Consider the following 24,672-nt stretch of genomic DNA (forward strand, 5'->3'; position numbering starts at 1 on the left):
ATTATGCTTTTCCACCATCTAATTCATCTTGCCATTTCTTCAACTCATCCCACTTACCATCAGCAGCTAATTTAGCTTGTTTTGGCCAAGTATCAGTTACATGATTCCCACGAACATCTGCAATGATTTCAGAAATTTGAGCTGGTTTTGCTTTTGCTAAATCATCAAAAGTCGCAATTCCTGCTTCAACTAAAGTTGATGCGATTTTTGGTCCAATTCCTTCGATTTTCTTTAAATCATCAGCTTTCCCAGTCGCTTTTTTAGCTTCGGTCTTTGGAGCTGAAGCTTTATGCTCAGCTTTCTTTGGTGCAGCTTTTTCTGCTTTAGCTGGAACTACTTTCTTAGCTCCTGAAGCTACGATATTTTCAATTACGATTTCAGATAAAGATTGTCTGTGTCCATTTTTAACACGGTAACCTTTTCTTCTTTTCTTTTTGAAAACTATCACTTTATCACCTTTAAGGTGCTTTAAGACTTTTGCACTAACTTGTGCTCCGTCTATAGCTGGGGCGCCTAAAGTAACTTTGTCACCATCACCAATTAAAAGAACGTTATCGAAAGAAACTTTCTTACCTTCTTCAGTTGCTAAACGGTTAACAAAAACTTTTTGGTCTTTCTCAACTTTAAATTGATGCCCTGCTATCTCTACAATTGCGTACATAGCGTAACGTTTTTATTAATTAATTTATTCAAAAAAATGAGTGCAAATATACTGCTATTTAATTAATTCACAAACGTTTTTCATGTGTTTTGAGGAATATTATGACTTTTCTTGAAGAGCTGCATAAATGCCAGCGCTAAAACTACAGAAGAAGCTAGCCCTTCTATTAAAATTATGAATACTAAAAGTCCTGCGCCTTGCTCATAATTATCAAACCACTCGCCTAAAAGTTTTTCTGTAAATGCTTGGTCTAGATGAAACATATATATGGCCATAAATAGAGTAAACAAAAATGTAGCCAAAAATCCAGTAAGCAGGGCAGTCTTAATTCCGTTGATGTATCCAAAGTTGTTTTGAACAACTAGTTTATGATATCTAATAGCATAATAAATTCCTGCAGCCATAGCAACTCCGTTAAACAATCTCAACCAAGGGTTTTCGTGTAAGTTAAACAATCTTAAAATTAAGAAATATGCTATTAAACTGATGGTAATGAATAGTCCATATTTTAAAGCAACTGAAAATGAAGTGTTCATAGTAAACGATATTTAAAAGTTGATTTCTCTTAAAGTTCGTGAAAAAATCACTTATTATAGCACTTTTTAAGATTATTTTTACAATTTCAACTTCTTAAACGGATAGCTATTTGTTATTTTTGCAAAGTACTGTAACATTTGCAGTTAAATTGAGACTTACAACTCATAAAATTAATTTTAAAACAAACTCACAATGAAAAAATGCTTATTTTCTTTAGCTTCTTTGCTGTTTATATGCTTTTCAGCTACTGCACAAAAAGTTGAATTTGAAGAATTTGATTTAGATAACGGACTTCATGTTATCCTTCATCAAGACAACTCTGCTCCAGTAATTACTGTTAGTGTAATGTATGATGTGGGAGGAAAAGATTTAGGAGGAAGCCCTGAAGCTCCTCGTACAGGTTTTGCACACTTTTTTGAACACCTATTATTTGAAGGAACGAAGAATATTGGAAAAGGAGAGTATTCTAAAATTATTTCTGCCAACGGCGGAAACAATAATGCAAACACTTCTCTAGATAGAACCTATTACTACGAAGTATTTCCATCAAATAACTTAGAGTTAGCGCTTTGGTTAGAGTCAGAACGTATGCTACACCCTGTAATTGACCAAGTTGGTGTTGATACACAGAATGAAGTTGTAAAAGAAGAAAAACGTTTACGTTATGACAACTCACCTTACGGCCAATTCCTATTCGCTTTGAGTGAAAATTTATTTAAGGTTCACCCATACAAAAACAAGAATATTGGTGAAATGGCAGATTTAGATGCTTCAACTTTACAAGAATTTCAAGACTACTTCAAAAAATGGTATGGCCCGAATAATGCAGTACTAGTAGTTGCTGGTGATATTGATAGCAAAGATGCCAAGTCACTTGTTAAAAAATACTTTGAAGATATTCCAAGAGGAACAGATCCAGTTAGAAATTTCCAAAAAGAAGAGCCTATTACTGAAACTGTTAAAGCGCAATTTTATGATCCAAATATTCAAATTCCTGCAATTATAGCAGCATACAGAACTCCTGGATTTAAAGAACGTGATTCTTATGTGCTAGAGATGGTATCAGCATATTTAAGTGATGGTAAGTCATCTAAACTTTATAAAAAATTAGTTGATGATAAAAAAATGGCACTACAAGCTGGTGCAATTAATATCAATCAAATGGATTATAGTGTTTATGCTGTTTTTGGACTTCCCTTAGGCGATACTTCTTTAGAAGACTTACTTTCTGAAATAGATGAAGAAATAGTGAAAATGCAAGACGAACTTATTTCTGAAAAAGATTTCCAAAAACTACAAAATAAATTCGAAAATAGATTCGTAAACTCAAACTCAAGCGTACAAGGAATTGCTAGTTCTTTAGCTACTTATTACATGCTACATGACGATATTAATTTGATTAACAACCAAATTGACATCTACAGATCAATAACACGTCAAGAAATTCAAGATGTAGTAAAAAAATACTTAAATCCAAACCAACGTGTAGAATTAGAGTATTTACCTAAAGAAAAAACGAACAACTAAAAAGATGAAAATGAAATATAATATATCAGTATTAGTAATAATGTTCTTGATGTCTATAGGTGTTAACGCACAATTAGATCGATCAAAACAACCAAAGCCAGGTCCTGCTCCTAAAATCTCAATTGAAGTTCCTGGAGAGTTTGAATTAAAAAACGGCTTAAAAGTTTTAGTTGTTGAAAACAATAAATTACCTAGAGTATCTTACTCGTTAACTATAGACAATAAGCCTATAAGAGAAGGCAAAAAGGCAGGTATTAAAAGTATTCTTGGAAGCATGTTAGGAAATGGTACTACAAGTATTCCAAAGGATGAATTTAATGAAGAAGTTGATTTCTTAGGTGCAAATATAAATTTTGGTTCACAAAGTGCTTTTGCCAGATCATTATCCAAATATTCTGACCGCATTCTAGAATTAATGGCAGATGCAGCCATTAACCCTTTGCTTACTGAAGAAGAGTTCAACAAGCAAAAGGATCAATTACTTGAAGGCCTAAAAGTAAATGAGAAAAGTGTAGCTACTATAGCATCTAGAGTTGGTACAGCATTATCTTATGGTGCTAATCATCCTTCTGGAGAATTCACAACAGAAGAAACTGTAAACAATATCACTTTTGGAGATGTCGTAGCATTTTATGAAAAACACTTTAATCCAAACAATGCTTACTTAGTTGTGGTTGGAGATATTGATTTCAAAACCATAAAAAAACAAATAGAAAAGCACTTTGCTGAATGGCAAAAATCTGTTGATGTTAGTACTTCAATACCAGAAGTAAATCCTAATGCACAATACACTCAAATCAATTTTGTTGACATGCCAAATGCAGTTCAATCAGACATAAGAGTAACAAACAATGTTGATCTAAAGATGAAAGATGCAGACTACCAAGCAGCACTTATCACTAATTTCATCTTAGGAGGTGGAAGCAGTGGCTATTTGTACGAAAACCTTCGTGAAACACATGGTTATACTTATGGTGCATATTCAGGAATAGGTGCAAGTAGATATGGTGCATCTCGATTTAGTGCAACTGCTCAAGTAAGAAATGAAGTTACTGATAGTTCTGTTGTTGAAATGCTAAAAGAAATCAAACGCATTAAAACAGAAACCGTAGATCCTGAAGCTTTAAAATTGGCTAAAGCGAAATACGTTGGGAATTTTGTAATGGGATTAGAAAACCCTCAAACAGTAGCCAACTATGCATTGAATATCAAGTTAAACGATCTTCCGAAAAACTTCTACACAACATACTTACAAAAAATAAATGCTGTAACTGCTGATGATGTAAAACGAGTTGCAAATAAATATTTTAAAACTGAGAACGCTCGTGTTATCGTTGTAGGCAAAGGAAGTGAAGTTATAGAAAACCTTGAGAAAACTGGACTCCCAATTAAGTATTATGATACGTATGCTAACGCTGTTGATAAACCAGTGTATGAGATTAAAATGGATCCAGATATGGATGCAACCAAAGTCATGCAAGCATACATAGATGCCATCGGTGGAAGTGAAACATTAAATAAAGTGAACTCAGTTTACATGACCGCTGAAGCTGAGTTGCAGCCAGGAATGATGATGAATTTGGAAATGAAGAAAACGGTTAAAAACCAGTATTTACAGATTGTAAATACACCTATGGGTTCTCAAAAACAAGTTCTTGATGGGGCTTCAGGTTACACATCTGCAGCTGGTCAGAAAACAGATATGACTGAAGATCAAATAAAAGCAGTACAAGAAGAATCATCACCTTTCCCTGAGGTAAACTACTTAAATGGTGGCGTTACTTTAGAAAAAATAGAAATGGTAGATGGCGTTAAGGCTTACAAAATTAATGTTGATGAGACAACTTCAATTTACTATAGTGTTGATACTGGACTAAAGATTAAACAAGTAAAAACTAGTGAAGCTGGATCACAAACTACATTTTATGATAATTATAAAGAAGTTGCAGGAGTTAAGTTTCCATTTACTATTGGGCAAACTTTTGGTCCACGCCGTTTTGATTTTATCGTAAAAGAAATTAAGGTAAACGAAGGTGTATCTGATGCAGATTTCGACTAATTAATAGTTTAAGATATTTACAATAAAAAACCGAAGTTTGAACTTCGGTTTTTTATTGTTTTCTTTTGTGCGATAAATATACCCCTACTAAGATAATTAATGTTCCTAATGCCTGAGTCCAACTAAACGATTCTCCATCTAATATTCCCCAACCCAAAGCAACAATAGGCATCAAATAGGTTACAGATGAAGCAAATACAGGCGTAGATATTTGTACCAATGTATTAAAGAGTACTTTCGCAAGTGCGGTCCCAAAAAACGACAAAATAACCACATATACCACCGCCATTTTGAAATCTGGATTTTGGTATGTTTCTACATTAAAAAAATTTGAAAACCAAAGTATTATTATGGCTGGTATTATTATGGCGACATAATTTCCAGTTGCAATACTTAATGGTTTCACATATTGTAAGTATCGCTTGATAATATTTACATTAGCTGCATACATCAATGTAGAAACAATTACATAACCTGCAAATAAATAGTTTTGCTCAGGGTTTAATTCTGCACCTTTTAATATTAAAATACTAGTTCCGACAAACCCAATAATAACACCTAATATTTGGCGTTTTGTTGAAGCAATTCTGAAAACAGCAAAGCCTAATAGAATCGTATTTAATGGCACTAAAGAGTTTAAAATAGATGCAACAGCACTATCAATTTCAGTTTCTGCGATAGCAAATAAGAATGCAGGGAAAAACGACCCTAGAAATCCAGAAATCACTATCCATTTCCATTGATTTTTTGCTATTCCTTTTAAACTATTATACCCTACGGCAAATAAAAAAACACCTGTAATTATTGTTCGTAAGGCACCTAATTGATACGGTGTTAAACCTAATAGTGATTTTTTGATCAAGATGAAAGAACTTCCCCAGATTAGGGATAAAATCAGTAAATAAAGCCACTTGCTGTTTGCAGTTTTCATAAGATTCCTTAACTAATTCACAAAAATCGTTAATTTTAATACAAGGAACATCATTATTTATTATGTTTGTTCATAATCCTATTAAAACAAAACATGAAGACATTACAAAATATATTGGTAATTGCGCTAATTTCTATCTCAATAATTTCCTGTAAAAGCGAAACAAAGCCAGAGGTTAAAACAATAGAAACAGAAGTGAAAGCTGAGTCTAGTACTTACCAAGCCAAGACATTAGATCCAAACGCAAATTATGCTAAAGCCGAATTTGGTATTGAAGGCATGACTTGTGCTATGGGATGCGCCAAAACCATTGAAAAGAAGATTGCTAAAATGGATGGTGTAAAATCTGCAAAAGTAGATTTTGACAGACAATTAGCAATGGTTGAATATGATGATGCTAAAGTAACACCAAACTCTCTTGAAGAAGCTGTTGCTAAAGCAGGTGATTTGTATAAAGTAAAAGACATGAAAACTGTTGAAGCGTTTTCTAATGAAACCAAAAATTGTAAGGCAGATTGTAAAATGGAGTGTTGCAAAACCAAAGATGATAAAAAAATGGCTTGTGCAGACGACTGTAAAAAAGAATGTTGTGCTAAGAAAGCCTAATTACTTTTATAAAGACCTAAAAAAAGCGACTCAGTAAGAGTCGCTTTTTTTAGGTCTTATCTTAAGGAAAATCCTTTGGCTGCCCACCATGGATGAAGTTCAATTTCAAGCCTACCTGCTTTTACCATTGGATCAGCATTGGCTAAACTATCTGCCATTTCAAAAGTTGGAACGTTATAGATCGTAATTCCTCTAATGTTTCCATCATCACCAAAAGGACCAGAAATATCTGCATATCCTAATTCGTACATTTTAGCCAAATGAGCCAAATGCTCATTTTGTAGTTGATTAGCTTCCTCTTCATTTTGATTACGAATCAATCCACGTTTTAAAAATGCAATAAAATACTGCTGCATCAATATGGTGTCTTTTGTTTTCTCATCAACATAATCAAAGGTTTTGAATCCCTTGGACGTAAGTTCGGCTTTAATGTCTTTTATAGACTTTTCTTCAAGTACTTTACTTACAAGAGTTTCTTTACCATCTTCAATAGTAACAATACTATCCTTTGGCATCATTTCTTCTGATACTGACTTAGGTTCAATAGTTGTTTTTGTATTATCTTCTTTACAAGATGCTAACAATACAACACATGTAAGTAACATGATTATTCTCATAATATGATTATTTAAAACGCCATAGCTTATATGGGGTTTTGGTTAATTGCGAATTATAATATTTACTATTTCCTGTAACCTCTTTTCCAAGCCATTTGGGTTTTAAAAATAACTCGTTCTCGTTCTCTAATTCAATTTCTGCAATTATCAAGCCTACATTATCTCCAAAAAATTCATCAACCTCAAAAATATGATCGCCAACCTTAACCTCATATCTTATCTTATCTATTACACCTTCTTTACATAACTCTAAAAGCGTTTCAGCATCAGCCTTATGAACTTCTTTTTCCCATTCAAAACGTGTCAACCCATTGTTGGTTGATTTTCCTTTTACTGTCAAAAAACCTGCATTGCCTATTACTCTTACTCTTACTGTTCGCTCTGGATCTGTATTTAAAAACCCTTGTGTAATTCGCATTTGTTTTGACGATTCATTTTTGAAACCTTCTGAAGTTACTAAAAATTTACGCTCTATTTCTATCATGAAAAAAGACATTTAATGCCTAAATTTACATCATGCCAGACGATTTACCAATAAGAAAAATAATTCATGTAGATATGGATGCTTTTTATGCGTCTGTAGCGCAAATGGATAACCCTGAATTAAAAGGGAAACCTATTGCTGTTGGTGGTGGCGGAAAACGAGGTGTTATAAGCGCTGCAAGTTATGAAGCTCGAAAATATGGTGTAAAAAGTGCCATGGCTGGACGCTTAGCTATAAAACTATGTCCAGAACTTATTTTCGTTAAAAGCAATTTTGAGCGTTATAAAGAACTCTCACAAAAAATTAGGCATATCTTTTATGACTATACAGATTTGGTAGAACCCTTATCTCTTGATGAAGCCTATTTAGATGTTACAGAAAACAAAAAAGGGAATCCTAGTGCCAGTTTAATTGCCCAAGAAATCAGATCACGTATTTTTGATGAAGTAGGATTAACAGCTTCCGCTGGTATTTCTATAAATAAATTTATTGCTAAAGTTGCGAGCGACTACAATAAACCTAATGGGCAAAAAACTGTAAACCCAGAAGAAGTGATTCCATTTTTAGAAGATTTAAGTATTAGGAAATTTTATGGTGTTGGTAAAGTAACTGCTGAAAAAATGTATCAAAAAGGGATTTTTACAGGAAAAGACTTAAAGGCAAAATCTTTAGAGTATCTCGACGAAAACTTTGGGAAATCTGGTCGTTACTACTATTACGTCGTTCGTGGTATCCACAATAGTGAGGTAAAGCCTAATCGGATTAGAAAATCACTCGCAGCAGAACGAACGTTTAGTGAAAATTTATCTTCTGAAATCTTTATGCTCGAAAAGCTTGACCAAATTGCCGAAGAGGTAGCTAAACGTCTCAATAAAAGTAAGGTTGCTGGAAAAACGATTACACTAAAAATAAAGTATAGTGATTTCACTCTACAAACTCGAAGCAAAACCTTACCTTATTTTATTAGTGAAAAAAGCATAATACTTGAAACAGCTAAAAATTTATTGTACCAAGAAAAACTGAATAATTCGGTACGACTTTTAGGCATTTCGTTATCCAACTTAAACACTGAAATATCAAAAAAGAACGCTTTAAAAACCGAAGAAAAAACTGTGAGTGTACAACTTAAGTTCGATTTTTAGCTGTAAAAAGTTATATTATTGATTATGATAGTTTTAAATAGTAATATATTGACTCATATTTACCCTCTTCAACACAATCAGCAATTATGAAACGGTTAATCATTATCACATTAGGCCTATTTATTTTCAGTTGTAGTAAAACTAGAAACCCAGAAAAGGATACTAAAATCATTTATGATAAAGGAATTGTTGAACCTTTTGCTCCTGAACTTTTTTCCAAATTATCAAATGTTAGAGATTTTACAATTACAAATGATGAAAGCGAGGCTTATTTTACCTTGCAAAGTCATTTTAGAGAGCTTTCAGTTATCATGAGTATTCATAAAGAAGATGAAAAGTGGCAAACACCAAAAATAGTAGAGTTTTCAGGTAAGTTTTCAGACCTAGAACCGTTTTTATCTCCTGATGGTTTAAAATTGTTCTTTGTTTCTAACAGACCCATTTCAAAAGATAGTACTGCTACAAAAGATTACGACATTTGGTATGTTGAACGTGAAAATTTTAACTCCAATTGGTCAGCACCAATAAATGTCGGCGCGCCTATAAATACTAATCTTGATGAATTTTTCCCTTCAATTACAAGCTCTAATAATCTATATTTTACCACCATTAAAGAAAATATGAATGGTCAAGATGATATTTTTGTTAGTGAGTGGAAGAATAATGTGTATTCAGAGCCAATAGCTATAGATAGCGCTGTAAATACAAAAGGAGCAGAATTCAATGCTTTTGTAGCTCCAGATGAATCCTTTATACTATTTAGTGGTTGGAGAAGAAAAGATGGTCAAGGGAGTGGTGATTTATATATAAGTCAACGTAAAAATGGAAAATGGCTTCCAGCAAAAAATCTGGGTAAACATATCAATTCAAAATATATGGAATATTGCCCTTATGTGAACTTGGAAACTAATACACTCTACTTTACAAGTCGAAGAAGTAACATCCGTTTAAAAGATTCTGGTTATGTTAATCTAGAAGAACTAAAAAAAGAAATCAATAGATTTGATAATGGTACAAGTAGGATTTATAAAACAGGTTTTAATATTTCAATTGAAAAATATTAAAATTCAAGATATTAAATTAAAAACTACAACTCGTAATTTCAGTGACTCTCAACGTATTAACCATTCCCTTTTCTTGAATAGGCATTGCTGCCAAGCTAATAAGCATATCACCTACTTCTAGATATCCTTTTTTACAGGCTATTGCGTTTACATCTTCTATCGTTTCATCTGTACTTACAAACTTATCGTAGTAAAAAGCTTCAACACCCCAAAGCAAGCTCAATTGTGTTAGGATACGTTTGTTAGAAGTAAAAACAAGAATATGAGCACTAGGACGCCATGCGGAAATTTGAAATGCGGTATAACCGCTATTGGTCAATGTGGAAATTGCTTTGGCATTAATCTCATTTGCCATATTTGCTGCATGATAACAAATAGATTTTGTAATGTATCGCTTTGTACGAATATGAGGAGGTGACTGTGGTACTTGAATTAAATTAGAATCTTCTACACTCTTAATAATTCCAGCCATTTGTTTAATCACTTGAACAGGATAATTCCCTACAGAGGTTTCGCCAGATAACATCACTGCGTCTGCTCCATCCATAACAGAATTGGCAACATCATTAACTTCGGCTCTTGTTGGTGTTAAACTGGTGATCATTGTTTCCATCATTTGTGTCGCAATAATTACTGGTATTCTAGCGCGTTTGGCTCGTAATACAAGCTGCTTCTGAATCAAAGGAACTTCTTCCGCAGGTATTTCAACACCTAGATCACCTCGAGCTACCATTAGCCCATCACAATAAGCGACAATTTTATCAATATTTTCTACAGCTTCAGGCTTCTCAATTTTTGCAATAATTGGAATTTTATGATCACTATGTTCCTTAATTAATTCTTCAAGCTGCATTAAATCTTCAGCATGACGAACAAACGATAAGGCAATCCAATCAACCTTAAGACTACATGCGAAAATTGCATCTTCAATATCCTTTTCTGTTAGTGCAGGTTGTGAAATATTCGTGTTTGGAAGATTTACCCCTTTTTTAGACCGCAGAGGTCCACCTTGAATTACGCGTGCTTTAACTTCAGCTTTTTTATCAGTAGATACGACCTCAAAGATTAGTTTGCCATCATCTAATAAAATTCGTTCGCCAGGCTTAGCATCTTGAGGAAAGTTATCATAAGTCATGTAAACACGCTCTTTGGTGCCTTCAAATCGTTTCCCTGTAGCAAAGATAATCTCATCACCTTCATTAACAACAACTTCCCCCTTCATAACACCAACACGCAATTTTGGTCCTTGAAGATCTGCAAGAATAGCTGCATTGTAACCAAACTCTTCGTTGAGTTTTCTTATCATCTTAACACGCTCTTTAACTCCTTCGTAATCAGCATGTGAAAAATTAATTCTAAATACATTAGCACCTTCTTCAAGCATAGCTTTAAGAACGTCTTTAGAACTCGTCGCAGGTCCTAGCGTAGCTACTATTTTTGTTTTCTTTCTTCGTAACATTAACTAAAAATTAAATGGTCTTTTGATTTAATCTGATCTATATCTATACTATATGTCGTTATGACTTGGGGAATGGAATGAATTTTATTAAGGATCATCTTCTCATTAAAGTTCTGGTATTCATTGGTTACTTTTATAAAGTAATCCACATTTTTAAATTCAGGCAACAAGTAATATGTCTTTAATATACTATTCTGGTTTTCAAATAGTGACCCTGAGCTTTGTAATGCAGCTTCTTCCTTTTTACATACATTAGCCACAAGGTTCCATGCAGTATCCATATTTGTATTTTCCCATTCATAAATTGAAAAGGAAGCCGCTAAATAATTGTAATCAAGATCTTCAGGTTTACGCTCTAAATTAAGTTGTAAATGTTTATTAAGAAGGTAAGCCAATCGATAGTCCTCTAACCTACAATGTATAGCTAATAACGAAAAGGAAGCGTCATAAAAATCGTCAACAACTAACTTGTGTAATGCCATAATTAATCAACTACAAGTTGTAAATATAACACATTATGGCTATTTAAATGTGAAGAATATATTAATCTTAATGCTATCTTGCAGCGAAAACGTTATAGTAAGAGTGTTTAAAAAAAAGAATTAAATTATTGGTTCAAAATGCTTTACTTATTTCTTTTTGAAAAGCAAAAAATGCGCGTTTAGATGCTTTTTCTTCGGCTTTCTTTTTAGATGTTGCTCTAGCTTTCGATATGATTTTTTCATCTATTGATAATTTAACTGAAAAATGTTTTAAATCATCATTCCCAGTATCTTCATACACATTATAATCGAATGTTTTCTTTTCTTTCTGACACCATTCTATCAATAAGCTTTTATAACTTATGACTCGCCCTTCTAATTTTTCTATATCAACATGAGGCTTAATAACACGTTTATTGATAAAGGCTTCACAGTATTTATAACCTTTGTCTAAATAAATAGCCCCAACCAATGCTTCAAAAAGGTTACCGTGAATGTTATTTCCAAAGTTAGATTTAGGAATTTTACTTTCAACTAAATCAATAAGATTTAATTCTTTACCTAATTCATTTAGGTGCTCTCTACTAACTACCTTAGATCGCATCTTTGTTAAATAGCCTTCGTCTCCATGTGGTACTTCTTCAAATAAATATGACGCTATTACTGCACTTAACATGGCGTCTCCAACAAATTCCAGTCGTTCATAATTAACAGCATTTCCTTTCTTATCCTTGATATTCATAGAACGATGAGTGAAAGCTTTAATGTATAATTCCTTGTTTTTGGGCTTATAACCTAAAATTTTAGTGAGTAATAAAAAAAAATTCCCGTCTTTATTTGAACGGGAATTTTTTAGTATGTTACGAATGATACTCATTCGGGATTTAGTCTATTTTTTTAAATAATACGCAGGCGTTATGACCGCCAAATCCAAACGTATTACTCATTGCTACTTTGATATCTCTTTTCTGAGCTTTATTTAACGTTAAATTTAATTCAGAATCTATGTTTTCATCAATGGTTTCATGATTAATTGTTGGTGGTACAATCCCATGCTCCATAGCCATGATCGAAGCTATAGCTTCTATGGCTCCAGCAGCGCCCAACAAATGACCAGTCATAGATTTTGTTGAATTAATATTAATGTTTTTAGCATGACTGCCAAATACTTCAGATATAGCTTTTAATTCAGCAACATCACCTAATGGTGTGGATGTACCATGAGTATTAATGTGATCTACATCTTCAGGATTTAAGCCAGCATTTTCTAAACAATTCCTCATAACTGCAACGACACCAATACCATCTGGATGTGGTGCTGTCATGTGGTAAGCATCTGAAGACAATCCTCCGCCTACTACCTCAGCATATATTTTAGCGCCTCTAGCTTTAGCATGTTCGTACTCTTCTAAAACAATTGCTCCAGCTCCTTCTCCTAATACAAAACCATCTCGGTTAGCATCAAAAGGTCTTGAAGCAGTTTTTGGATCATCATTACGAGTACTCATAGCATGCATAGCATTGAAACCTCCCATGCCAGCAATGGTAACTGCAGCTTCACTTCCACCAGTGATGATTACATCACAATGACCTAAGCGAATATTGTTCAATGCATCTATCATTGAATTCGCAGAGGAAGCACAAGCAGATACAGTGGTATAGTTAGGTCCCATAAAACCATATTTTATAGATATGTTTCCTGGTGCAATATCAGCTATCATTTTCGGAATGAAAAAAGGGTTAAAACGGGGCGTTCCGTCACCAGCGGCATAATTCAAGACTTCCTCTTGAAATGTTTCTAAACCACCAATACCAGCTCCCCAAATTACTCCTACTCTCAATTTGTTTACAGCGTCTAAATCTAGTTTTGAGTCTGCAATTGCTTCATCAGAGGCAACCATTGCATACTGCGAAAACTTATCCATTCGCTTTGCTAATTTCCTATCAATAAAGTCAGTGACTTCAAAGTTTTTTACTTCACAAGCGAACTGTGTCTTGAACTTCTCAGCATCAAAATGTGTGACAGGTGCAGCACCACTCTTCCCATTGACTAGGCCATCCCAATATTCATCCTTGGTATTACCTATAGGTGTCAGTGCGCCTAAGCCGGTTACTACTACTCGCTTTAATTCCATAAAAAGGTATTGGATTATTTTGCTTCTTCTATATAAGAGATCGCTTGACCAACTGTTGCAATATTTTCAGCTTGATCGTCTGGGATTTGAATATCAAATTCTTTTTCAAATTCCATGATTAACTCGACAGTGTCTAATGAATCTGCTCCTAAATCGTTAGTGAAGCTAGCTTCAGTTACAACTTCGTTTTCATCAACTCCTAATTTGTCTACGATAATCGCTTTTACTCTTGATGCAATGTCTGACATAATTTTTTAATTTTAAGTTTTAATTAAGTCGCAAAAATAAAAAACTTTATTTTAATACACACCTTTACGTTAAAAATGTGTCTGTAATTTACAAAAAATTACTTTGAAGAATTTACCTTTTACGCTCTAATTGTTAATTATTATTCTTTTTTTTGTTTCTGAATAACAATAACTGCTTGTCTGTAAATGAAACGAATTGTAATCTTTGCGTCCGGAAGTGGCACTAATGCTGAAAATTTAATTAAGTTTTTTCACAACAGAGAAAACGCTTCTGTTATTCAGATACTGTCTAACAATCCTCATGCCAAAGTTTTAGATCGTGCAAAAAAACTAAACGTTAGCGCGCTGTCTTTCAATAAAATAGCTTTCTCAAACACAAAGGATGTTCTCAATATTTTAAAAGCATCAGAACCTGATTTAATTATCTTAGCTGGTTTTTTATGGAAGTTTCCTGAACACATCTTAAATGAATTCCCAAATAAAGTGATTAATATACACCCATCTCTATTGCCTAAGTATGGAGGAAAAGGCATGTATGGTAAATATGTTCATGAGGCTGTTGTTAAGAATAAAGAAAAAGAAACAGGCATTACTATTCATTATGTAAATGAATATTATGATGAAGGTGCAATAATCTTTCAAACAAAATGTACTGTTGCGTCAAATGATTCAGCAGAAGATGTGGCCGAAAAAATTCACCAGTTAGAGATGGAACATTTTCCAAAGGTTGTAGCACAATTACTAAATGAGTAAAAAAAAGAAGAAATACTACACCGTTTGGAAAGGTCACCATACTGGTGTTTTTGATTCTTGGGATGATTGCAAAGCTCAAATTAAAGATTTTCAAGGCGCACAATATAAGTCATTTACCACTTTCGAAGCTGCTAAAAAAGCTTATAAAGGAAATTATAAAGACTATATTGGAAAAAAGAAAATATTTACCAGTGAGCTCTCTGAAGCACAACTCAAAAAAATTGGAAAACCTAACTATAAATCGATTTCTGTAGATGCTGCATCTTCTGGTAATCCAGGAAAAATGGAATATCGAGGTGTTGATACTAAAACTAAAAAACAACTATTTATTCAAGGTCCTTTTGAAGAGGGCACCAATAACATTGGTGAATTTTTAGCTATTGTTCATGGACTTGCTTTTTTAAAGAAAAAAAACAGTGATCGTATCATTTATACAGATTCAAAAACTGCAATGAGTTGGGTACGCAAGAAAAACTGTAATACTAAATTAGAGCGGAACGATAAAAACAAAACCTTGTTTGAACTCGTTGATCGAGCCGTAAATTGGTTAAACAATAATACTTACAAGACTACTATTGTCAAATGGGAAACTAAGGCTTGGGGAGAGATCCCTGCAGATTTTGGTCGCAAATAATCTTAAAACTTAATTCTGTTCTGTAATTCAAATCACTTTTCTTCTACTAAGGTTAAAAATTGATTTATTATGCAAAAGAAATTAATCTTCATAGTAGTTATTTGTGTGTCTTTTTTCGGATTTTCACAAAACGATTGGAGCCTTAAAAAGGAAGCCGATAATATAAAAATCTATACGAGACAACCTTCAAATTCAAGCATCAAAGAGTATAAAGCCGTTACTACAATTGCTACTAATATAAATTATGTTCTAGAAGAGCTACTTGAAGCACCTAATTATTATGAAGGTTGTGAGTCTAATATAAGTTATTATGTTAAAGAACTGGATGATAACAAACATGTCTTTTATGCACATAAAGATTTACCATGGCCAATTAAAGATAGAGACGTTGTGACGTTATTAACTGTTGAACCAATTAATAAAAAAACCATTAAATTAACATTAGAAAGCCTTCCAGATGAAATTCCACATAAGTCTAAAACTATACGAATAAAAAAACTAATGGGTCATTGGTTATTAGAAGATATGGGAGGTAAAACAATGGTTACGCAGCAATTGTTTTTAGATCCGGAAGGGAGTTTACCACCATTGATTGTAAATAAACTACTTATTAAAGGACCTTACAAAACATTCAAAAACCTTCACAATACAATAGTTGGCAACAAAAGCTTCTAATACTCAAAAAAAAATTGAGTTTGAAATTAATCGCTGTATATTTGCAGCAAATTTTAAAACGCTTTATGAGCAAATTAGTAATAGTAGGTACGGTTGCCTTTGATGCCATTGAAACACCCTTTGGCAAAACTGATAAGATTTTAGGAGGTGCAGCAACTTTTATTGGTTTAGCTGCTTCACATTTTAATATAGATGCTGCTGCAGTTTCTGTTGTTGGTGGTGATTTCCCTCAAGATTATTTAGATCTATTGTCGAGTAGAAATATTAACATTGATGGTGTTGAAATTGTAAAAGAAGGAAAAACTTTTTTCTGGAGTGGTCGATACCATAATGATATGAATTCTCGTGATACGTTAGCTACTGAGTTAAATGTACTAGCAGACTTCAACCCTGTGGTACCAGAATCGTATAGAAATGCGGAAGTAGTTATGCTTGGAAACTTGCATCCAATGGTACAGATGGGAGTACTAGACCAAATGACTGTCAAGCCGAAATTAGTTATCTTAGACACTATGAACTTTTGGATGGATTGTGCGCTCGATGACTTACACAGTGTGATTAAGAAAATTGATGTGATTACCATCAATGATGAAGAAGCTAGACAATTAACTGGAGAATACTCTCTTGTTGTTGCTGCTCGAAAAATTCATGAAATGGGTCCAAAATATGTAGTTATCAAAAAAGGAGAACATGGTGCGTTGCTATTTCATGACGATCATGTATTCTATGCGCCAGCCTTGCCTTTAGAAGAAGTATTTGACCCAACAGGTGCAGGAGATACGTTTGCTGGTGGATTTGCTGGGTATTTAGCAAAAACTGAAGACTATTCATTTGAAAACATGAAAAATGCTGTTATCTATGGCTCAACTCTAGCCTCATTTTGCGTAGAAAAATTTGGTACTGAACGCATGATTAATTTAGAAAAAGACGAAGTGTACATGCGCTTACAACAATTTAAACAAATAACACAATTCGATATCGAATTATCATAAACCAACGCGCTCACGAATGAGCGCGTTTTTTATTTAATACTAAATCCAAAATCTTTAATTTTGGTTCACTCAAAAACAAAAACACAACAATGAGCGATGCTTTAAAACATGAGTGTGGAATTGCACTCATAAGATTAAAAAAACCATTAGAGTATTACAAAGAAAAATACGGAAGTGCATTTTACGGCGTAAATAAAATGTATCTTATGATGGAAAAGCAGCATAATCGTGGGCAAGATGGTGCAGGTTTCGCAAGTATAAAATTAGATACTAATCCTGGTGAAAGATATATTAGCCGTGTGCGCTCGATTGCACAACAACCAATCCAAGATATCTTTGCTCAAATTAATCAACGAATTAACGACGAGTTAACTGAACATCCTGAATATCAAAATGATGTCGCACTTCAAAAAAAACATATTCCATATGTTGGTGAATTACTTTTAGGACATGTACGTTATGGTACTTTTGGAAAAAACAGTGTAGAGAGTGTTCATCCTTTTTTGAGGCAGAACAATTGGATGCATAGAAACCTTATTGTCGCAGGCAACTTTAATATGACCAATGTTAATCAGTTATTTGATGGTTTAGTGAAATTAGGACAGCATCCAAAAGAAAAAGCAGACACCATTACTATAATGGAAAAAATTGGGCACTTTCTTGATGATGCAGTAGCTAAAATTTACAAAGCACTAAAAAAGGAAGGCTACAGTAAAAGTGAATGCTCTCCATTAATTGCTGAGCGATTAAATGTTGCTAAAATATTAAAAAAAGCATCAAAGAATTGGGATGGTGGTTATGCAATGGCTGGTTTATTAGGACATGGCGATTCATTTGTTCTACGTGATCCTGCAGGGATACGACCCACCTACTATTATCAAGATGATGAAATTGTTGTTGTTGCCTCAGAGCGTCCAGTAATTCAAACTGTTTTTAATGTAAATTTTGAAGAAGTAAAGGAATTAGATCCTGGTCATGCAATCATAACTAAGAAATCTGGAGATGTTTTTATTGAACAAATTATAGAACCTCTAGAGCGAAAGGCATGTTCGTTCGAGCGTATTTATTTTTCTCGTGGTAGTGACGCTGAAATTTATCAGGAACGGAAAAACCTTGGAAAACTATTAATGCCGAAAGTACTAGAAGCCATAGATAATGACACCAAAAATACTGTATTTTCCTATATACCAAATACAGCTGAAACATCATTCTTCGGAATGATAGAAACTGTTGAAGAATACCTCAATGAGCGAAAAACCAAAGCTATATTAGATGGCAATGGTAAACTTTCAGCAAATAGTGTTATAGATATCCTTTCTGAAAGACCTCGTATTGAAAAAATTGCTATTAAAGATGTTAAGCTAAGAACGTTTATTACTGAAGACAGTAGTCGTGACGATTTAGTTGCTCATGTATATGATGTCACCTATGGCGTAATAAAACCTTCAGATAATTTAGTTATTATAGACGATAGTATTGTAAGAGGTACGACGCTTAAAAAGAGTATTATTAAAATGATGGATCGTTTAAGTCCTAAACAAATTGTTGTTGTGTCATCTGCTCCTCAAATACGTTATCCAGATTGCTATGGAATAGATATGGCAAATCTAGAAAGCCTTATTGCATTTAGAGCGATGTTAGAACTACTCAAAGAAAACAATAAATATCACTTAATAGAAGAGGTTTACCAGAAGTGTAAAGCACAATTAGAGTTAAAAGACAGTAAGGTAAAAAACTTTGTAAAAGACCTTTACAATGAGTTTACTGCTGATGAAATTTCAGAAAAAATTGCTGAATTGATTTCTGATGATACCGTTCAAGCTAAAGTAAAGACTATTTTCCAACCTATAGAAAACCTACATAAAGCATGTCCGAAAAATTTAGGTGATTGGTATTTTACAGGAAATTATCCAACAGTTGGAGGTAATCGTGTGGTTAACAGGGCTTTTATTAATTTTTATGAAGGAAACAAAGAAAGAGCGTATTAGATAAACAACTCTATTTTGACACTTTATCCGAAAAAAAGTGCTGTTTGACCGATAAAAATGCATTTCGTCTAATATTTACGAAAGATTAAACAAATAACACATACATTGGTATCACCATAACATAAGTAGGTTAAGTTCATGGTAGATTTGGGGCAAAAAAAGGTGAACATCAGTTCACCTTTTTTTATTTTCCGTATTTAACTTCATCGTAAAAACGCTTTATTTAACCGATATGTATTATAAACAGCATTGCTTTTCCCGTTTAAGCCAATTTATTCGTCGTTTATCTAAAAAATTTAACAATTCCGTAAAAGTCCGTATATATTTGTTTCACCATAACATAAGTAGGTTAAGTTTATGGTAGATTTGGGGCAAAAAAGGTGAACGTCTGTTCACCTTTTTTCATTTTATACCTCTAACTTTTATTTAATAAAAAAAGCAACCCCAAATAAATGAGTTTGCTCTCTTTTTAAAAAAATTATTCTGAACTATTTATTTAGCTTCTGCATAACGTCTTTCAACTTCATTCCAATTAACAACCTTAAAAAAGGCATCTATATAATCTGGTCTTCTGTTTTGATAGTTCAGATAGTAAGCATGTTCCCATACATCAAGGCCTAAGATTGGAGTTCCTCCGCAAGTTACACCAGGCATTAAAGGGTTGTCTTGATTTGGTGTAGAGCAAACCTCAACTTTTCCTCCCTTGTGCACACATAACCATGCCCATCCTGAACCAAATTGAGTAGCAGCTGCTTTGCTAAACGCCTCTACAAAAGCCTCTTTTGAACCAAACTCTGCTTCTATAGCATCTTTTAAATCTCCTGAAAGATATCCTCTATCTTCTGGATTAAGGACATCCCAAAATAAAGAATGATTATAGAACCCTCCTCCATTATTTCTCACTCCCATATTGTTCATGTCTAGGTTACCAAGTATATTTTCGATAGATTTTCCTTCCAAATTGGTACCTTCTATCGCTGCATTTAATTTAGTTGTATACCCATTGTGATGTTTAGAATGATGTATTTCCATTGTACGAGCATCAATGTGTGGTTCTAATGCATCGTACCCATATTTTAATTTCGGTAATTCGAAAGCCATAATATTTTGTTTTTTATGTTAATATTTAATTATACCAAATTTACACATAAAACAGCGCAATTAAAAATATTAAATAGCTATGAACTCATAGATAGTTTTTATAATTTTAAGCGTGCAAAATCAATCTCTTTTTACGATATATAACGCAGCTGCTGGAAGTGGAAAGACCTACACATTAGTAAAAGATTATCTAAAAATTTTATTTAAATCTCAAAACCTCTTTCTTTTTAAAACAGTTTTGGCTCTAACCTTTACAAACAAAGCTGTAGCTGAAATGAAAGAACGAATCATTGATACACTAAAGGCATTTGCTAATCCAGACATACTTACCACTCATAATGGGTTATTTGGTGAGATTTCTAATGAATTGAATATTACAACTCATCAACTTCATGAAAAGTCAAAGGCCTTGCTACAAACTATAGTTCATAATTATGCAGCTTTTGATATCTCAACTATCGATAAATTTAATCATAAGCTCATACGCACATTTGCATATGACTTGGATTTACCACTCAATTTTGAAGTGGAATTAGATCAAAATATAATTCTAGGTCAAGCCGTAGACAAACTCATTGATAAAGCAGGGAGTGATGCAAAACTCACTAAAGTATTAGTGGATTTTGCGATGGAAAAAATTGATGATAAGCGTAGTTGGGATATTGCGTATGACCTTAATAAGATCTCAGAATTATTGATTAACGAAAATGAAATTCCATTTATAAATAAGTTAAAAGATAAAACACTTGAAGATTATAGAACTTTAAAAGTTAATTTAAACAAGCAACACCAATTAACAGTTCAGCAAATCAAAGAGGTTGCCACGAAGGTTCTAGAATTAATAGATGAATACCATATAGCTTATGATGACTTTTCGAGTGGTTATATTCCTAAGCATTTCATAAAATTATCTGAAGGGAATTTCAAAGTATCATTCACCGCAAAATGGCAGGAAGATCTTATAGAGGGAAATCCAATAACACCAAAAAGGGTTTCAGATGATGTAACCTTAGCCATTGAAACTATACGCCATCAATTAACTGATGTATTTAAACAAACCAAAGACGCTATTTTTAAAATAAAATTTTTAGAAAACGTCACAAAAAACTTGACTCCATTATCTGTATTGAGCGAAATCAGTAAAACTTTGGATACAATCAAAACGGAAGAAAACATGTTACTGATTTCAGAGTTTAATTCAATCATAAATTCTGAAATTAAAGAACAACCTGCTCCTTTTATATATGAACGAATAGGTGAAAAATTTAAACATTATTTTATAGACGAGTTTCAAGACACTTCACTTTTGCAATGGGAAAATTTAATTCCTTTAATTAGTAATGCAATCTCTGGAGAAAATCTTGAAGGAGAAACTGGAACAGCAATGATTGTAGGAGATGCTAAGCAAGCAATATATCGATGGAGAGGTGGTTACGCAGAACAATTCATCAGCCTATATTCTGAAGACAATCCGTTTCATGTTAAAAAAGCCGTAAAAAATTTACCTGCAAATTATAGAAGTTATAAAACTATAGTTGAATTTAACAATGCTTTTTTTGATCAGATTTCAGACTTTACCTTTACAAATCCACAACACAAAAAACTGTATAAGAGCGCAAAACAAGATTTGAAATTTGACTCTAATGGTTATATCGAGATTTCATTTTTAGAAACCAAAGATCAAGATAAAGATCAAATGCATTGCGAAGCTGTAATAGATGCTATTGAGAAAGCTGAAAAACAAGGGTTCAAAAGAAACGATATTTGTATTATAGTTAGAAAGAAAAAAGAAGGTCTCGCTATTGCAGAATATTTGAGCAGCTTACAAATAGATATTATTTCGTCTGAAACATTGTTATTAAAAAACGCTCCTGAAATCAATTTCTTAATAGACGTTTTGAGTTTAATAACACAACCAAAAAACAATGAGATAAAAATTAAGGTACTTCATTATTTAGCTGAATATAAGCTAGAACTAGATGATAAACATACTTTCTACAGTAAATTTGTTAGTGAAGACCTCTTTCCCTTCTTTCAAAATCTTACTGCTTATGGGATTAAGTTTAATATTGCTCATGTTATACAGTTGCCTATATATGAAGCCGTTGAAACGATCATTAGACAATTTAAACTTCATACCAAGCCCAATGCCTATATTCAGTTTTTCTTAGACGAAATACTAGACTACGCATTAAAATATAATACTGGGATTTGGGGCTTTTTGAACTATTGGGAACGCAAAAAAAATAAACTAAGCATTGTTTCTCCTCAAAATGAAAATGCTATACAGATCATGACCATCCATAAATCTAAGGGTTTAGAATTTCCTGTAGTTATTTTTCCATATGCCAACCAAAACATATATGCAGATATTAACCCTAAAATTTGGTTTCCGGTTGATAGTAAAAAATTTGAAGGGTTTTCAAATTTATACATTAACATGAATAAAGATTTAGAAGGCTTTAATGAAACAGGAAAAATACTTTATAATGACTACAGGTCTCAATTGGAATTAGACAGTATCAACTTGTTATATGTCGCATTAACTAGACCTGTTGAACAGCTGTATATTATTTCAGAATATGATGTTGATAGAAATGGAAATGAAAAAACAGATCACTATTCAGGATTATTCATCAATTATTTAAAATCTATTGGCCAATGGATCAACACAAAACTTATGTATCATTTTGGGAATTCTATTCGAACATCTGAACCAAAAAAACCCATACGAAAGACCATCATACCAACAGAATTTATCTCTACTGTAAAAGAAACTCATAATTTAAATATTGTGACCCGATCTGGTTATCTTTGGGATACCCTTCAAGAAAAAGCAATCGAAAAAGGTAATTTGATTCATCTAATTATGTCGAGCATAAAAACTAAAAATGATGTTGAATATGCTTTTGATGAACTTGAGGCGTCAGGAGAAATCACCAAATCACAAACGTCAACCTTAAAGCCAATTATTAACGACATTATAACTCATGACGCTTTAGAACACTATTTTAAGCCTTCATTAACTATATATAATGAAAGAGAGATCCTCACCGCTAATGGTCAAATTATAAGACCAGATAGAATTGTGATTGATCATGATAGCGTTACTATTATAGATTATAAAACAGGCATTGCAGACTCTAAACATCAAGAGCAATTGTACGACTATCAATCGGTTTTAGAAACAATGAACTTTCAGGTAGTTAAAAAAATCCTTGTCTATATAAATGATGAAATAACTATAAAAGAATTTTAAATTTGTAAAAAATATAATCTATCATGTACGGAAACATTCAAAAACACTTACAAAACGAATTACAAAATATAAAAGATGAAGGCCTTTTCAAAGAAGAACGAATAATCACTTCTCCTCAAGGTGCTGAAATCACGTTAAGTACTGGTGAAACTGTATTAAATTTTTGTGCTAATAATTATTTAGGTCTATCGTCACACCCAGATGTTATTCAAGCAGCAAAAGATGCTATGGATACTCACGGTTTTGGGATGTCTTCGGTTCGATTCATTTGTGGTACTCAAGACATTCATAAAGAGTTAGAAGAAAAGATTGCTGAGTTCTATGGAACAGAAGACACTATTTTGTATGCCGCTGCATTTGATGCTAATGGCGGTGTATTTGAACCTTTACTTAATGTAGAAGATGCCATAATTTCTGACTCTCTTAATCATGCTTCTATTATAGATGGCGTCCGTTTATGTAAGGCTGCAAGGTATCGTTATAAAAATAATGATATGTCAGATTTAGAAAAACAACTTATCGCTGCTAACGAAAATGGTGCACGATTTAAAATAATTGTAACCGATGGTGTTTTTTCCATGGATGGTTTAGTTGCACCATTAGATAAAATCTGTGATTTGGCAGATAAATATGATGCCCTAGTTATGATAGACGAGTGCCATGCTACTGGATTTATTGGAGAAACAGGACGAGGAACCTTAGAAGAAAAAGGTGTGATGGGTCGTATAGACATTATTACAGGCACACTCGGTAAAGCCATGGGTGGTGCTATGGGTGGCTACACGACAGGTAAAAAAGAAATCATCGAAATGCTAAGACAGCGTTCAAGGCCTTATCTTTTTTCAAATTCTTTAGCCCCAGCAATTGTAGGCGCATCTATTAAAGTTTTTGAAATGTTATCAAATAACACTGCTTTACGAGACACTTTAGAGAGCAATACCAATTATTTCAAAAAAGGACTAATAGATGCAGGCTTTGATGTTATTGATGGTGATTCAGCTATAGTACCAGTAATGCTTTACGATGCTAAACTATCGCAAACCATGGCAAAAATGCTTTTAAATGAAGGTATTTATGTGATTGGTTTCTTTTATCCTGTGGTTCCTAAAGAAAAAGCAAGAATACGTGTACAGCTATCAGCAGCACACACAAAAGCGCATTTAGATAAGGCTATTGAAGCATTTATAAATGTAGGAGAAACACTAAATATTATTTAAATTCAGTCCAAACTCCCTAAAATTAATACAACTAATCAATATTTTTATATATTTGTCTTTGTTAATAAAATTTAACAACTTACTTTTGTTTACAATTAACA

At 33.1% G+C, this 24,672-nt stretch carries 23 protein-coding genes; 12 read left to right on the plus strand and 11 right to left on the minus strand.

Going from position 1 to position 24,672, the window contains the following annotated elements:
• Position 1: 1 nt before the first annotated feature.
• Together rplU and Q0876_RS01395 are read right to left on the minus strand one after the other, a co-directional pair.
• Positions 2-661 carry a 50S ribosomal protein L21 gene (rplU, locus tag Q0876_RS01390; RefSeq protein WP_299223272.1) on the minus strand — a complete coding sequence of 220 codons (660 nt, stop codon included), beginning with the start codon at positions 659-661 and terminating at the stop codon, positions 2-4.
• 80 nt (positions 662-741) lie between these two features.
• Complete coding sequence (locus tag Q0876_RS01395; RefSeq protein ID WP_299223274.1) at positions 742-1,197, minus strand: DUF4199 family protein; 456 nt, start codon at positions 1,195-1,197, stop codon at positions 742-744.
• Between the two features lie 193 nt (positions 1,198-1,390).
• Between Q0876_RS01395 and Q0876_RS01400 the strand changes: the two genes are divergently transcribed.
• Both Q0876_RS01400 and Q0876_RS01405 read left to right on the plus strand, forming a co-directional pair.
• On the plus strand, positions 1,391-2,725 hold the full coding sequence (locus Q0876_RS01400; RefSeq protein WP_299223276.1) for a pitrilysin family protein: 1,335 nt from the start codon (positions 1,391-1,393) through the stop codon (positions 2,723-2,725).
• 10 nt (positions 2,726-2,735) lie between these two features.
• Complete coding sequence (locus Q0876_RS01405; protein ID WP_299223278.1) at positions 2,736-4,784, plus strand: pitrilysin family protein; 2,049 nt, start codon at positions 2,736-2,738, stop codon at positions 4,782-4,784.
• Positions 4,785-4,836: 52 nt separating this feature from the next.
• Here Q0876_RS01405 and Q0876_RS01410 read toward each other — a convergent pair whose 3' ends face one another.
• Entirely contained in the window at positions 4,837-5,715 is an 879-nt protein-coding gene (locus Q0876_RS01410; protein ID WP_299223280.1) for a DMT family transporter, read from the minus strand.
• A gap of 93 nt (positions 5,716-5,808) precedes the next feature.
• Between Q0876_RS01410 and Q0876_RS01415 the strand changes: the two genes are divergently transcribed.
• Positions 5,809-6,321, plus strand: coding sequence for a heavy-metal-associated domain-containing protein (locus Q0876_RS01415; protein ID WP_299223282.1), 513 nt, complete (start codon positions 5,809-5,811; stop codon positions 6,319-6,321).
• Between the two features lie 56 nt (positions 6,322-6,377).
• Here the strand turns inward: Q0876_RS01415 and Q0876_RS01420 are convergent, their stop codons facing one another.
• Together Q0876_RS01420 and Q0876_RS01425 are read right to left on the minus strand one after the other, a co-directional pair.
• Positions 6,378-6,941, minus strand: a complete 564-nt coding sequence (locus Q0876_RS01420; RefSeq protein ID WP_299223949.1) for a YciI family protein — start codon at positions 6,939-6,941, stop codon at positions 6,378-6,380.
• Positions 6,942-6,945: 4 nt separating this feature from the next.
• Positions 6,946-7,422, minus strand: coding sequence for a CYTH domain-containing protein (locus Q0876_RS01425; RefSeq protein ID WP_299223285.1), 477 nt, complete (start codon positions 7,420-7,422; stop codon positions 6,946-6,948).
• Between the two features lie 32 nt (positions 7,423-7,454).
• Between Q0876_RS01425 and dinB the strand changes: the two genes are divergently transcribed.
• Together dinB and Q0876_RS01435 are read left to right on the plus strand one after the other, a co-directional pair.
• Entirely contained in the window at positions 7,455-8,564 is a 1,110-nt protein-coding gene (dinB, locus tag Q0876_RS01430; RefSeq protein ID WP_299223287.1) for a DNA polymerase IV, read from the plus strand.
• Positions 8,565-8,650: 86 nt separating this feature from the next.
• Positions 8,651-9,628, plus strand: a complete 978-nt coding sequence (locus tag Q0876_RS01435) for a hypothetical protein (RefSeq protein WP_299223289.1) — start codon at positions 8,651-8,653, stop codon at positions 9,626-9,628.
• Between the two features lie 16 nt (positions 9,629-9,644).
• Here the strand turns inward: Q0876_RS01435 and pyk are convergent, their stop codons facing one another.
• The 5 genes from pyk to Q0876_RS01460 all read right to left on the minus strand — a co-directional run bounded on the left by pyk (position 9,645) and on the right by Q0876_RS01460 (position 13,952).
• Positions 9,645-11,087 (minus strand): pyruvate kinase, encoded by a 1,443-nt coding sequence (gene pyk, locus Q0876_RS01440; protein ID WP_299223291.1) that lies wholly within the window; start codon positions 11,085-11,087, stop codon positions 9,645-9,647.
• On the minus strand, positions 11,087-11,569 hold the full coding sequence (locus Q0876_RS01445; protein WP_299223293.1) for an IPExxxVDY family protein: 483 nt from the start codon (positions 11,567-11,569) through the stop codon (positions 11,087-11,089). Before Q0876_RS01445 ends, pyk begins: the two co-directional genes overlap by 1 nt.
• Positions 11,570-11,702: 133 nt before the next feature.
• The gene (gene rnc, locus Q0876_RS01450; RefSeq protein ID WP_299223295.1) at positions 11,703-12,446 is read right to left on the minus strand and encodes a ribonuclease III; all 744 of its coding nucleotides are present in this window, start codon (positions 12,444-12,446) and stop codon (positions 11,703-11,705) included.
• A gap of 7 nt (positions 12,447-12,453) precedes the next feature.
• Positions 12,454-13,704 carry a beta-ketoacyl-ACP synthase II gene (gene fabF, locus Q0876_RS01455; protein WP_299223297.1) on the minus strand — a complete coding sequence of 417 codons (1,251 nt, stop codon included), beginning with the start codon at positions 13,702-13,704 and terminating at the stop codon, positions 12,454-12,456.
• A gap of 14 nt (positions 13,705-13,718) precedes the next feature.
• A complete protein-coding gene (locus Q0876_RS01460) occupies positions 13,719-13,952 on the minus strand; it encodes an acyl carrier protein (protein WP_008269813.1) in 234 nt (77 codons plus the stop codon).
• Positions 13,953-14,138: 186 nt separating this feature from the next.
• Here Q0876_RS01460 and Q0876_RS01465 point away from each other — a divergent pair, with 186 nt between their 5' ends.
• The 5 genes from Q0876_RS01465 (at position 14,139) to Q0876_RS01485 (ending at position 18,994) form a co-directional block, all read left to right on the plus strand.
• The gene (locus tag Q0876_RS01465) at positions 14,139-14,705 is read left to right on the plus strand and encodes a phosphoribosylglycinamide formyltransferase (RefSeq protein WP_299223299.1); all 567 of its coding nucleotides are present in this window, start codon (positions 14,139-14,141) and stop codon (positions 14,703-14,705) included.
• On the plus strand, positions 14,698-15,339 hold the full coding sequence (locus tag Q0876_RS01470) for a ribonuclease H family protein (RefSeq protein WP_299223301.1): 642 nt from the start codon (positions 14,698-14,700) through the stop codon (positions 15,337-15,339). Before Q0876_RS01465 ends, Q0876_RS01470 begins: the two co-directional genes overlap by 8 nt.
• Positions 15,340-15,408: 69 nt before the next feature.
• Complete coding sequence (locus Q0876_RS01475) at positions 15,409-16,014, plus strand: START domain-containing protein (protein WP_299223303.1); 606 nt, start codon at positions 15,409-15,411, stop codon at positions 16,012-16,014.
• 65 nt (positions 16,015-16,079) lie between these two features.
• Positions 16,080-17,006: a PfkB family carbohydrate kinase gene (locus Q0876_RS01480; protein WP_299223305.1), complete on the plus strand. Its 927-nt coding sequence runs from the start codon at positions 16,080-16,082 to the stop codon at positions 17,004-17,006.
• 89 nt (positions 17,007-17,095) lie between these two features.
• A complete protein-coding gene (locus Q0876_RS01485) occupies positions 17,096-18,994 on the plus strand; it encodes an amidophosphoribosyltransferase (protein ID WP_299223307.1) in 1,899 nt (632 codons plus the stop codon).
• 492 nt (positions 18,995-19,486) lie between these two features.
• Here Q0876_RS01485 and Q0876_RS01490 read toward each other — a convergent pair whose 3' ends face one another.
• On the minus strand, positions 19,487-20,095 hold the full coding sequence (locus Q0876_RS01490) for a superoxide dismutase (RefSeq protein ID WP_299223309.1): 609 nt from the start codon (positions 20,093-20,095) through the stop codon (positions 19,487-19,489).
• Between the two features lie 112 nt (positions 20,096-20,207).
• Here Q0876_RS01490 and Q0876_RS01495 point away from each other — a divergent pair, with 112 nt between their 5' ends.
• Both Q0876_RS01495 and kbl read left to right on the plus strand, forming a co-directional pair.
• Positions 20,208-23,354 carry an exodeoxyribonuclease V subunit beta gene (locus Q0876_RS01495; protein WP_299223311.1) on the plus strand — a complete coding sequence of 1,049 codons (3,147 nt, stop codon included), beginning with the start codon at positions 20,208-20,210 and terminating at the stop codon, positions 23,352-23,354.
• Positions 23,355-23,377: 23 nt separating this feature from the next.
• Entirely contained in the window at positions 23,378-24,571 is a 1,194-nt protein-coding gene (gene kbl, locus Q0876_RS01500) for a glycine C-acetyltransferase (protein WP_299223314.1), read from the plus strand.
• Positions 24,572-24,672: the final 101 nt, after the last annotated feature.

The sequence above is a fragment of the uncultured Psychroserpens sp. genome (assembly GCF_947503375.1).
Taxonomy (GTDB): domain Bacteria; phylum Bacteroidota; class Bacteroidia; order Flavobacteriales; family Flavobacteriaceae; genus Psychroserpens.